The sequence below is a fragment of the Hyalangium versicolor genome, from assembly GCF_020103695.1.
GTDB classification, from domain to species: Bacteria; Myxococcota; Myxococcia; order Myxococcales; family Myxococcaceae; genus Hyalangium; species Hyalangium versicolor.
Window position 1 is genome coordinate 210,532 of record NZ_JAHXBF010000021.1, and the last position, 11,956, is coordinate 222,487.

The 11,956-nt window shown below is 68.6% G+C and carries 7 protein-coding genes; 2 read left to right on the plus strand and 5 right to left on the minus strand.

Annotated elements, in window-relative coordinates; translation table 11 throughout:
* The first annotated feature begins 67 nt into the window (after positions 1 to 67).
* Entirely contained in the window at positions 68 to 1,240 is a 1,173-nt protein-coding gene (locus KY501_RS37255) for an SRPBCC family protein (RefSeq protein WP_224368635.1), read from the plus strand.
* A complete protein-coding gene (locus KY501_RS54060; RefSeq protein WP_224368636.1) occupies positions 1,237 to 2,661 on the plus strand; it encodes a DUF4166 domain-containing protein in 1,425 nt (474 codons plus the stop codon). Before KY501_RS37255 ends, KY501_RS54060 begins: the two co-directional genes overlap by 4 nt.
* Before the next feature lie 178 nt (positions 2,662 to 2,839).
* Here KY501_RS54060 and KY501_RS37265 read toward each other — a convergent pair whose 3' ends face one another.
* The 5 genes from KY501_RS37265 to KY501_RS37285 all read right to left on the minus strand — a co-directional run bounded on the left by KY501_RS37265 (position 2,840) and on the right by KY501_RS37285 (position 11,753).
* The gene (locus tag KY501_RS37265; RefSeq protein ID WP_373691685.1) at positions 2,840 to 3,715 is read right to left on the minus strand and encodes a putative RNA methyltransferase; all 876 of its coding nucleotides are present in this window, start codon (positions 3,713 to 3,715) and stop codon (positions 2,840 to 2,842) included.
* A gap of 545 nt (positions 3,716 to 4,260) precedes the next feature.
* Positions 4,261 to 5,760, minus strand: a complete 1,500-nt coding sequence (locus tag KY501_RS37270) for a serine/threonine-protein kinase (RefSeq protein WP_224368638.1) — start codon at positions 5,758 to 5,760, stop codon at positions 4,261 to 4,263.
* 419 nt (positions 5,761 to 6,179) lie between these two features.
* Positions 6,180 to 7,280 (minus strand): hypothetical protein, encoded by a 1,101-nt coding sequence (locus KY501_RS37275; protein ID WP_224368639.1) that lies wholly within the window; start codon positions 7,278 to 7,280, stop codon positions 6,180 to 6,182.
* Between the two features lie 17 nt (positions 7,281 to 7,297).
* Complete coding sequence (locus KY501_RS37280) at positions 7,298 to 8,707, minus strand: vWA domain-containing protein (RefSeq protein ID WP_224368640.1); 1,410 nt, start codon at positions 8,705 to 8,707, stop codon at positions 7,298 to 7,300.
* A 145-nt stretch (positions 8,708 to 8,852) separates the two neighbouring features.
* Positions 8,853 to 11,753: a PAS domain S-box protein gene (locus KY501_RS37285; RefSeq protein WP_224368641.1), complete on the minus strand. Its 2,901-nt coding sequence runs from the start codon at positions 11,751 to 11,753 to the stop codon at positions 8,853 to 8,855.
* Positions 11,754 to 11,956: the final 203 nt, after the last annotated feature.

An 11,956-nucleotide genomic window follows, 5' to 3' on the forward strand; every position in this document is an offset into this window, starting at 1 on the left:
GCCGGGCAGCGGAGAAGGAAGATCAGGCACTTGCGCGCTGGCCATGGGGTTGCAGTGGGGCCGGTGCATGAGTGCCTCCTTCTATCTGCTGCTCGCGATCGGCCTGCTTGGGGCCTGGGATGTCATCTACTTCCACATCTACCGGTGCCAGTTGCACCTGAGGCCCGAGTGCCGGCGGGAGGTGCTGTGGCACACGGCGCGTCACCTCGTGTACGCGCTGCAGTTCCTGTGGGTGGCGCACCTGCGCTTCCATGGAGCGGCGCTGGTGGGGCTCGGGGTGCTGTACGCGGCGGATGTCTTCATCGCCTGGGCGGACGTCTGGGAGGAGAAGGAGAGCCGCGCCTCTCAAGGAGGGCTGCCTCGGGGCGAGTACCTGATGCACGTGGTGCTGAGCGTGCTGGTGGGGCTGTACCTGATGAGCACGTTCCAGGCGGTGTGGCCGGATCGGCTGCTTCCCACGGCGATCCAGGTGGCGCCGCCCGCGGTGCCCGTGGCGTTGAGAGCGTTGATGACGGTGATGGGGGTGGTGGCGCTCGGGGCGTTTGCGCATGACCTGTACCGGTGGTTCTCGCGGCGGGCGGCAGGGGAGGTGGGGACGCCGGAGGTGCTCTCGCGCCGGGTGGTGGTGGAGGCGCTGATTCCCGCGCCGGTCGAGCGCGTGTGGGAGCGCTCGCAGGAGCCGGATCAGCACACGGGGTGGGATCTGCGCTTCTCCTCCATCCGCTATCTGCCGGAGCAGGACGCGCGAGGGTTTCATCTCATGGAGTACCTGACGCGGCTGGGCTTCGGGCTGGAGGTGGCGGGCTGGGGCCGGTACCTGAGCAACGCGCCGCTGGAGCGCTCCACGTTCGAATTTGGCTCGGAGGATCCGAAGAGTCTCATCACCCACGGGCGAGGGGTGTGGCTCTACGAGCGGCGGCCGGAGGGGACCTTCTTCAAGACGGTGTTCGACTACCAGACGCGACACGGGGCGGCGGGTGGGCTGCTGGACTTCTACCTCTTCCGGCCGATGATGCAGCTGGCCACCGAGTGGAGCTTCGAGACGCTGCGGCAGTGGTGCGCGGGGGACGAGGGCGCGGTGGAGCGCCGCCGGTCTCGCTGGCGGTTCGTGCTCTTCTTTATTGCCCGAACGCTGGGAGGGGCGCCCGCGCCGGGAGCCGCGAGGAGCTGGCTGGGGTCGGGCCGGGAATCGGCACAGGCACCGTCCGAGGCACGCTCTCTGGTGGAGGTGGCGTCGTGAGCGCGATCGCTCGGGACGCATGGAGTTGTCTCAGCTCCCTCGAGGAGAACGAGGAGGTGGAACCGGAGGAGCTTGCCGAGGCGCGTGCCCATCTGCCGCGAGCCTCGCGAGAGGAGCTCGTCGCGTTCGTGAGTCGGCACCGGGCCAGCCGTCGGTGGCTGGGAAAGCTGGAGTCCTTCTATCGCGCTCACCCTTGCCGCATGGCGCGAGTGCACCTGCTTGTCGCGAGTGCGGTGACGCTCGGGCGCTTCTGGGGAGTGTCCGCGCCCTTCGCCCGGCTGGGCGAGGCGGTGATGCCCGTAGACATCCATGGCCGACCGCGCACGCGGAGCTGGGAGGCCTATGCGCGAGCCTGTGAGGAGGGGCTCCCCATCGAGGTCTGCGATGAGCGGTGGATCGACGCCCACATGCAGGATGCGGCTGCGGCGCGCGAAGCAGGGCTGGAGGCCGCCTTTCTGGCCGAGGCGCGAGCGCATGCGGAGGAGCCTCTGTGGCGTTTGCTGGTGCAGCACCTGGAGATGACGTTGGGATCGAGGCTGTTTGATCAGCCGGCGCTGGCAGGAGCGGTTCCGGGGGAGGCGGCGATCGCGCACGGGATGGCGCTCGCGGTGGGGAGACTGCTCCACGCGGGGTGGAGTCTGCTGCGCCACTACGCGCTGGCCACGGCTCGCGCGCTGCTGTTCCCGAGAGGGACGAGGCGCGGGGACCTGCTCGGAGATCGGCGGGTGGCGCTGCTGCTGCTGTCGAGCTTCATGACGGCATGGGCGGCAGCTCGAGTCTACCGGCGAGGGGTTCGGAGCCTACGCCGGGGGCAGCAGACAGGACCCACGGACAGCTGGCCGCTGCTGGCGGGGGCATTGGGTGGGGGCGTGGCCGAGGTCGACGCGCGAGTGGTGCGCTTCTATTCGAACCCTGGAGCCTACGCGGTACGAGCTTCGGTGGAGTTGCGCAACTGGGGCGCGCGAGCGGTTGCATGGCTGGCGACGCGGCTGCTCGGGCAGGGGGTGACGGCATCCGGGGAGCGAGCCTTCCCTGCATGCTTCCGAACCTTCCGCCGCGCGGATGGCTCGATGCATTTCGTCCGGGAGCTGTACTGCGATGGGGCGCTGCGCGTGTTCGACTCGGACTTCGTGGTGAGGGGCGGGACGTTGTACGAGGTCTTCGTCGAGCAGGGTCTGGAGGTGGAGATGGAGGTGCGAGCGCTCGATCGAGGAGGCGTCTCCATCCGAGGGCGGCGCGTGCGCTGGCGAGGGCTGCCGGTGCCTACCTTCGGATTGGGCGTGGAGTTCCGAACCTACCCGGCCGAGGAAGTCACGGAACGCGTGGACATCATCGGGACGCTGACACGAGAACCGCGCTCGGGGACCCAGGCGAGTCCACGAGTCCTGGGCACCTTGCGTTACCAGGCCGCGCGCGCCTGAGTCAGGGGCCAGCTCGTGGAACTCACTCTCGCCCAGGAGGAGCCCTGCCGGGCGAGACCAGTACCAACTGGTAGGCTGGCCATACCAGTTCGGAACGAATCCGAGCGGCAGCCGGGTCCTCAGCACAGCCACTGTGAAGCGAACGGTTGGCTGCCGCAGATGTTCGACTCGTACGGTTTCACTTGGGTCGATGAACGGAGAGGGTGAACGAGGCTGTGACTTCGATAGGTTCAGCCACGTGAGCAATCCTGCGCTGTAGTTCCACAGGGTCGATGTGAAAGGCGTTTGGGCCCATGGAGACGAGAAGGGTGATCTCCATCCTGCTGAGTAGCAGCTTCAATTCGAGCGCGTGCTGGCCGCTTGGGTGGAAGTATGGCGCGAGCCGTGAGCTCAGCCGCTCCGCCTTGCATTCATCCACATGCAGCAGCCCGAGCGGCTCGGTCAGCTCCTGAAGATGTCGAGAGGTCGGGGTGGCGACCAGCAATGCACCTCGCGGCTTCAAGACGCGGTGAAGCTCGTCCGCGTTGCGAGGGGCGAAGACGCTGAGTGCCAACGTGACGGTGCCACTACGAAGCGGGAACGAGTTCTCTCCGTCAGCCACGATTGCGCCGATGCGGGCATGGGCTCGGGCAGCGCGCCGGGCAGCGAACTTGGAGATGTCGACAGCCAGGCCCCGTGCGCCCGGGCACCGGTCGAGCACGCGAGCGAGGTAGTACCCGGTGCCCGCTCCGACTTCCAGGATGCAGGAGTCCTCCGCTGCGGGCCCCACCGATGCTGCGGCGAGCTCCGCCAGGAGTTGAGCCAGAGGCGCGTAGTGGCCGGAAGAAAGGAATCGCTCGCGCGCTTCGACCATTCTGGCGGTGTCTCCACGTCCGGGATGCCCACGGCCTACAAACAGGTTCACATAGCCTTGCCGAGCCACGTCGAAGGCATGGCCCCGAGAGCAGCGCAGTGTGGTGGCCCGTAGCTCCAGATCAGCAGTGCACACGGGGCAGCAGAGGAATCGGACGGCGGACGAGAGGTAATGCGAGGAGGGTTGGGTCTGCGCAGACATGCGGGAACGTCTCCGGAAGCTCGTGGCGGCACGTGGCCAGGGAACGAGTCGCGGAGAGGTCGGCTGCGCAGGGCGTCATGACGTCGACGTGACGCCGGGGGCCTGCATCGGGACGTGAGGCAACGGGCGTAACGAAGGACACGTCACGCGCGGCGCACGGCTCGCGGCGGCACTCGGTTCAGGAACGAGGGCATGACACCCCGCGCCCGGGCCTTCCGCGACGCGGAAAGCGGGCACGGGGGTAGCAGCGAGCCAGACGGCCCATGAGGGCCGTCATCACCGGAGGACGACGCGATGACCGGCGAAGGTCAGCTCGCTGCCGTCCAGCGGCGCAGCCGGAGGAAAGCCACCGGCGCGAATGTCCTGCGTGAGTGCATGATCCTGACCCTACAACACCCAAGCTGCAGGAGACAGGGGTGGACCTGCAAGCGAGAGGATGTCACCTCGGATGCAGGGTGCTCAGGGACGGTGTGCTCGTGGAGCTACTGCGGCTTTACACACCGTCCGGCCATAGGCCTTCAACTGAACTCGATGGTCAGCGTCCATCACTGATCCTTGGGCTCGTGTGGCTTCTTGGTAGTGGGGGGCCGCGTGCGATCGTAGATGGGCCAGTAGCAGATGCCCTTCCATTCGTAGGCATCCTCACCGCAGGGAGGCGAGAGATCGGCCCACCGTATCCAGCACCCTCCATTGATCTCGACAGCTCCGCGACGGCGACAGGGCGCACGCAGTTGGCCTGGAAGAGGATCCGTGGGCATATCCAGCGAGATGGATGCTGACGCCACGGCCGTGCTCTGAGAAGTCACGCGCGTCGTTACCGAGGCATCGGCGAGTGACGCGGCGTCATCGTCTTTCAGCGCTTCGATGTCCGGTACTTCACCCGATGCGTCGACGATGATTCTCGGATGAGAACCGTGCCCCATCCACAAGATGCAGGCCATCGTCAGCAGTACCATGGCAACCGAGACGAGTCCGCGCAGCTGAAGTCTTGTCTCTACGTGGGGCTTGGTAGGCTCAATGACTGGGACCCTGATCTCCTCTGCAGGTACCTGCTCCGATACAACCTTCTGAACCATTGGCTCCCACCGCACGCTCACGAGCCGAGCCCCTGAGCTGGCTGGAGCTGGCACTGAGTCCTCGAGTGGCACATCCGCCTCGGGCCCTGCGTGTTCCGCCACAGCCTCCGCGGCTTCGGCGATCTCTCGAGCCAGTCCTCGCGTTTCTGGCTCCGCCGAGAGCATCCGCTCAATCAGCTCCGACAGTTCCGGAATCACCCTCGGGTTGAGCGCCCGAGACGGCTCGCGCGGTGGAGGTGGGGACCGGATCGGATCCATCTTCGCCTCCGGATCCGTCCCCGGCGGTGGATACCTCCCCGTCACCAACCTGTAGGCCGTGACTCCCAGCGCATACAAATCGTCATAGGAGCGCGCCGCGTAGTGCGCACCGCGCTGACGCAGGTGGTGCCACTGGTAGCGCAGCGCTTCAGGCCCGCGGTACTCGCGAGTCCCCGGGGGCATGAGGCTCTCCGTCAGCGGAGATGCGCCCGCCCACGTACCCGAGCCGAAGTCCGTGAGGAACGCCCGGCCCTCGGGCTCCACCAGGATGTTGTCTCCCTTTACGTCCCGGTGCAGGCCGCCAGTCTGGTGCACGACCTCCAGCCCCCAGGCCACCTGCGCCAGCACCTGGAGCACTTTGCGCGAAGAGGGCTTGTGCACCCGCGCCCACTCGTACAGAGGCGCCCCGTGGATCCACTCCATGACCAGATAGGGGTAGGTGATGCCTTCACTCGAAAGCCACCACCCCCGGTCCAACAGCTCCGGGATGCCCGGGTGCCGCGAGCGCATGAGCAGCTCCACCTCACGAAAGAAGCGCGGATCATGGGGGAAGCGCGCCACCTTCAGCGCCACCGGCACGGAGCCCGGGTGTCCCGCACGCCGAGCCCGGTAGACGACCCCGTAGGTGCCACCGCCGGCATAGGTCTCCACCCGCCACGGGCCGACCAGGCTCCCAGGTCTGAGCGAGTCGGGGGTTGGCGCGTCCGTCATCGCATGCCTCACGGTGCACAGGGCGGTCAACTCCGCCGGGCGCGCAGACTACCCAATGAGTAGGTCGCCGTCATTCCGCTCTGACAGGTATGCCAGCTCGGAGCCGCAGAGAATTTCCGTGAGCTCAGTTTGAGTCAGGAATCCTCGAATGCGTCGGAGGCGAGAACATGCAGGGAATCGTCATGAAGGGGCTGCGGTGATTCGCTGTGGCAGGCCTGGTTTGTCTCGCGAGCTGCTCTGACGGAGGGCGCGGCACTGAGCACGCACGATGTCAGCTGTCTTCAGCTGGTGGATCAGAGGACCGAACCTGTCCGACAAGCATACAGGTTCGCGCCGGTCGCGCCCGGAGGCTCCTCCTCCACAGCGGAATCCGAAGGGACCTGGCCCTCTTGTCTCCTCCCGCCGAGCCCGAGCCCGCTTCAGCTCGACACGCGCGACGGAGCAGGCGGTGCCACGCCATCCGCCTCGGGCGCGGGAGGCGTCTCCTCGCCCAGAGAAGCGAGCCGCCGGGCCAACTGGGCCGCCTGCGCTCCCTTCGCGCTGGCCTCGGTGCCCGCCGCGCCCACCAGCGACACGCGCGCGCGCTCCATCAGCGCCACCTGCGCGTGGAGTTGCGCCAACAGCCGGTCCCGCTTCCGCGACAGCGTATCCAGCCGGTTGAGTTCTTCTCCGAGCGAGGAGGCCGCCAGCTCCAGTTGCCGCCGCGCCACCGCATCCTCCGTGGCCGCCGCACGAGCCCGCAGATCCTTCACCTGCGTATCCACATCCCCCTGCGCCACGGACATCAGCTGCGCCTCCAGGCCGGCGTGGGACTCGGCCAGGGTGAAGGCCTCGCGAGCCATCTTCCTCAGCACCTCCACCAGCTCGTTGCGCCCCGGCCCGGCCGCCATCTTCAGCGCTACCGCGCGGCACTGCTGGTACAGCGTCACCGTGCGCTCCACCAGATTCTTCGCCTCGCCAGCCAGGGTGCTCGCCAGCGTCCGGCCGCGAGACTCCACCGGATCGAGGTGCACCGTCAGATGCGAGGCCAGCGTGCCCACGCTCCAGAAGAGCGCCACGGCGCCAAAGCCCACCAGCGCTCCCAGCAGCCCGCCATGGGAGAAGAAGCGGGCATCGAGCACCTGCTGCACGTACATCCCCAGCGGCACCAGCGCGCCCGCCGCCACCGCGCCCGCCGCCACCTCGGAGGGCTTGCCGAACCGCTCGTTGCCCTGGCCCGCCCAGGCCACCAGCGCCGCGGCGATGGCTCCCGAGAACGCTTGGGGCACCGGATCCGTGGCCTCGAAGAAGTAGGGCAGCGCCGGCAGCACCGCCAATGCCAGCCGCAGCGCCGCCGTGTACCCCAGCACCGGCTGCGCCCCGGCCAGCCCCGCCGCCACCACCGCGAAGCCGGGATCCAGGGGGATGTGGAAGCGCTGGGCCAGGGCCGCCAGAACTCCCACGGCACCTCCTCCCGCCAGCGCCCGCAGCGTGCGTCGCTCGAAGTCCTCGCGGTGGAGCAGTTGCAGGGAGAAGGCCATGGCGTTCACGTCCTACGTCAGTAAGAGTTGTTGTAGCCGAAGTTCTTCATCGCCTTCTTCTGGAGCTGCCGCGCCTCATTCCGCTGGCTCTCCGCGTCCTGAGCGCTCTCATAGGCTGCCCGGGTCCGGTCCACATCCGCAAGCTCCCCCGAGAGCGCCGAGGCGGAAGTGCCGAACATGCGACGCGCGTTGTCCAGCAGCCCCAGCGCGGAGGTGCGGTTGCCTTTCTTCATCTCCTCGGCCGCCGCGCGCAGCTGCTGCGTGCCCAGCGCCCGCACCGCGTGCACCCGCACGTCCTTGTCCAGGTTGGCGCGCACCACGGAGGCGTCCTCGGTGGAGCGAGCGCTCAGCGCCACACGGGCCTCGGCAGGCCCATCCCTCTCCACATCCATATAGGAGAGCTTCGCGAACAGCAGCTCGAGCGGCTGCTCGGACGGAGTGGTGTTGAGCGCCAGCTTCACCACCATCCGCGCGGACTGGCCGCCCGCCATGTCGTACAGCGGCACGCGCACGGTGCGGCCCTCGATGAAGGTATTCGAGCCCATCACCTCCGCGCTCGTCACGGAGCCAGACAGCTCCAGGCGCAGCTCCACCCCGCGCGCGACGGTGCCGGTGGCCTGCTCCAGCTCGCGGGAGAAGACCTCGGCCAGCTGGTTGGAGTTGAGGAAGCCGGAGAAGCCGCCGCCCTGCTCGGCGATGCCCTGCATCAGGTTCTCGTTGAAGTCCCCGCCCACGCCCAGGGCGCTCACCGCCACACCCATGGAGCGCAGCTGGCGGGCCAGGGCGTTCAGCTCATCCTCGCGCACGATGCCGGCGGTGGGCTGTCCGTCGCTCAGGAGGATGGCGCGGCTCACCCGGAACTGGCTCACGAAGGGACGCAGCTCCTGGGCCGCCGCCTCCAGGCCGCCGCTCATGTTGGTGGAGCCGTCATCCTCGATGGCGTCCACGAAGCTCAGCATCCGCGCCCGGGCCTCCTCCGTCACCAGCGTGCTGGGGAACGTGGTGACGTTCGAGCCGTAGTGCACCACCGCCAGTCGATCCACCTCCGTCAGCCGCTGGACGAACTCACGGGCCGCGCGCTTGGCGTCATCCAGCTTCTGCCCGCGCATGGAGCCGGAGCGATCGATGACGAGCGCCAGGCTGACGGGCACCCGGTGGTTCTCCTTCGGAGCGTGGGCCTTCACCTCCAGCACGGCGAAGGCCTCGCTGGGCCCGGCCTGCACGAAGGCTCCGGAGAGCTTGCCCTCCAGCGTCAATGCGCCGTCTCCCGAGGTGACCAACGGAAGCGTCAGCGTGGGCTCCTGCTCGCCGGGCTGCGCCATCGTGTGGGTGGTGTCGGTGGCGGGCGGAGGCTTGGGCAGGCCCAGCGCCAGGGCGGCGAGCGCGAGCAGTCCGGTGGCGGAGAGCAGCAGGGTGGTGCGGTTCATGGGGGCACACCTCGGAAGGCGGGGTGGAGCGCAGGTTAGGGGCTTTCCCGCCCCGCGCCATCGGACAGCGGGAGGAGGGCGACGGTTCCACCCACCTTGCCGCATCGGTCATCGGGAGGACCGCGCTGTCACCCCGCCGCCACGCTCACCGCGTGGAGGAGGGGCCTCGGCTCACCAATTCCTGGACGATCTGCCGCAGCGCGGGCTCGTTGAAGGGCTTCTCCAGCTTCGGGTTGGGAATGGCCTCCAGGAACTCGCGCGCGTTGGCGGTGAAGGCACCGCCCGACACGAAGATGAAGCGCCGCTCCAGCCCCGAGTGCGAGCGGCGCACCGCCTCGTAGAGGTCCTTGCCTCCGAGGTCCGGCATCATCACGTCGCACAGCACCGCGTCGAAGTGGTCCGGCTCGCGCTGCAGCCGCTCCAGGGCCTGGCGCCCACCGGCGGCGACTTCGACCTCGTGATCCTTGAGGATACGCCGCAGCACCTTGCCCACGCCGGGCTCGTCGTCCACCACCAGCACGCGCCCGCGGCGCTGGGGGACGTGCACCGGCGTCGGCTGGTTGGTGGGCCTCGAGCGCGTGCGCGGCTCCAGGGACGGCAGGATGACGCGGAAGGTGGTGCCCTTGCCCAGTTCGCTCTCGACGGAAATCTCACCGCCCAGGTTGGTGATGATGCCGTGGCAGATGGACAGGCCCAGGCCCGTGCCCACGCCCACCGGCTTGGTGGTGAAGAACGGATCGAAGATGCGGCCCAGCGCCTCGCGCGGGATTCCCGAGCCGGAGTCCTGCACCTCGATGAGCACGCGGCCGGGGTCCAACCGCCGGGTGACGAGCCGGATGGCGTTGTGGTGGGCCTGGCCCTCGGGGATGGCCTGCGCGGCGTTCACCACCAGGTTGAGGAACACCTGGGACAGGCGGCTCTCGTTGGCCATGACGCTGGGCACCGGACCGAAGTCCTTGTGCAGCTGCGCGCGGTGGCGGATCTCGTTGGCCGCCATCATCACCACCGAGTCCAGCACCTGGTGCACGTCCACCGGGGATAGGCGCTCCTCGTCCGGCCGCGAGAATGTCTTGAGCTGGCGGACGATCTGCCGCACGCGCTCGGCGCCCTCGTACGCCTCGCCGAGCACCTCCTGCCACTCCACCAGATCCATCTCCGCGCGGGTGCGCAGCCGCGGAGTGCCCGTGGGGTGGTTCGTGCTGCCGGCGCCACTGGCCTCCAGCGAGAGCTGGCTGCGCCGCATCTCCTCGGAGAGGAAGCTCAGATTGGAGATGACGAAGGCCAGCGGGTTGTTGATCTCGTGCGCGATGCCCGCAGCCAGCGTGCCCACCGAGGCCAGTCGGTCCGCCAGCGTCAGGCGGTCCCGGAGGTGGCGCTGCTCGGTGACGTCGCGAGCGATGGAGACCACCGCGGGGGCTCCGTCGAAGAGCAGGGGCAGCGAGACGATCTCCGCCACGCGCGTCTTGCCGTCACGCCGCACCAGCCGGCGCTCACCGGTGACCATGCCCTTGATTCCGCTGGGGTCGGGCGGCGGGCCGGGCACCTGCTCCTCGTCGTCTTCGACGAACTGCGCCAGCACGCGGCCGACGAGCTGATCCGGCCGATCGAACCCGAGCGCGGACACGAGCGCCATGTTGGCGTAGACGATGCGCCCATCGCGCTGGATGGCCGCCGCGTCCGGCACGCCCTCGAGGAGGATGCGGAAGCTGGCCTCGGAGAGCTTGAGGGCCTCCTCCACCTCGCGGCGATCGGTGATGTCGCGGGCGATGCCCTCCACCAGCACTGGGCGCCCGGTGCCGTCCATCACGGGAGCCACGGTGTGCTCCAGCCACCGGGTCCGCCCGTTCTTCGCGGTGAAGCGCAGCACCATCGGCTTGGAGCCCACCTGCTGTGGCGTCTCCAGCAGCTGGGTGAGCGAGGGCAGGTCTCCCGGGTGCACGAGCTGCTTCCACAGCTCGGGGTTCGCGTAGTGCTCCTCGGGGCTGTAGCCCAGGCGGTCCGTCACCACGCGGCTCACGTAGAGGAAGGAGCGCGGGGGCTCCAGCTGGTAGCGGTACTGGATGTCCGAGGCGTTCTCGGCCAGCTGCCGGTAGCGCGTCTCGCGCTCGCGCAGGGCGCTCTCGGACTGCCGGTGCTCCAACTCCAGCGAGATGGCGCCGGCCGCGGCCGACAGCAGATCCACCTCCAGCCGGTCCCACTCGCGCGCCTCGGAACAGTTATCGAAGCCGATGAAACCCGCCCACGTGCCGTTGACGCGCAGGGGAAGGATCAGCAGGGACAGGATGCTCTGGGGCTCGAGGATGGCCCGCTCGGAGGCGGGGAAGTCCTTCACCTTGCCGGAGACGACGTCGCCGCGCGAGAGCAGCTCCTCCCAGCGCTTGAAGTCCCGCTCCATGGGCACGCCCTGGGGCGACTCGGCGCCGACCACCGGCTTGACGTCGGGCGCGCACCACTCGGCGCGCAGGTGCATGATGTGCTGCCCGGTGTCGCCGCGGAGCACCTCGAAGAGGTAGACGCGGCCCGCGCCCGAGGCCCGGCCGATGGGCTCCAGCACTTCCTTGTTGGGGCTGCCCTCCTGCTGCGCGGCGAGCAGCCGCTGCTGCATCTCCACCAGCGCGTTCAGGTAGCGCTCGCGCCGGACCAGCGCGTCACGGGTGCGCCGCCGCTCGCCGATATCGGTGAGCGTGCCGCACAGGCCCTGCACGGTGCCGTCCTCGCCTTGCAAGGGCCGGACGAACACCTCGACCCAGGCCAGGCTGCCGTCACGCTTGCGGTAGGCCACCTCGTGGCGGGCGTGTTCCACCTTCCGCGCGAGCACCGACTGGAACAGCTCCTGGGTGCGCGGCCGATCCTCCTGTCGGAGGAACTCCGTCGCGTCACGGCCCAGGGTCTCCTCGGGCGTGAAGCCGGTCAGCGCCGTCCAGGCGGGGTTGAGGAAGGTCCAGTGCCCTTTCGGATCCGTCTGGAACACCACTTCCTCGAGGCCGTCGATGATCTGCCGGTAGAGGTGCTCGCTGGGGCTGGAAGCTAGGGGGGCCGGAGACATGGCTCAAGAAGCCTCGGAGGTCAGACCCCCAGTATCTCACGGCTGCGGGGGCTGATGCCGGTGGTTGAACGGTGACGGGGGTCGACGGGGATGAAGGTCCCTGAAAATCCGATGTACGACAAGTTGGGTCACGAGGCACCCGTCAGCTTGCTCCACGAGAAGTCGGTCGCGCTCTTTCTTCCATGTCGTCCCGGGTAGGAGCC

Bases quoted from the DNA above. Each gene is read 5' to 3' on its own strand.
- KY501_RS37255 (WP_224368635.1), top strand. From the start codon at position 68: ATGAGTGCCTCCTTCTATCTGCTGCTCGCGATCGGCCTGCTTGGGGCC.
- KY501_RS37270 (WP_224368638.1), bottom strand. From the start codon at position 5,760: ATGACGGACGCGCCAACCCCCGACTCGCTCAGACCTGGGAGCCTGGTC.
- KY501_RS37280 (WP_224368640.1), bottom strand. From the start codon at position 8,707: ATGAACCGCACCACCCTGCTGCTCTCCGCCACCGGACTGCTCGCGCTC.
- KY501_RS37285 (WP_224368641.1), bottom strand. From the start codon at position 11,753: ATGTCTCCGGCCCCCCTAGCTTCCAGCCCCAGCGAGCACCTCTACCGG.
- KY501_RS37275 (WP_224368639.1), bottom strand. From the start codon at position 7,280: ATGGCCTTCTCCCTGCAACTGCTCCACCGCGAGGACTTCGAGCGACGC.
- KY501_RS37265 (WP_373691685.1), bottom strand. From the start codon at position 3,715: ATGTCTGCGCAGACCCAACCCTCCTCGCATTACCTCTCGTCCGCCGTC.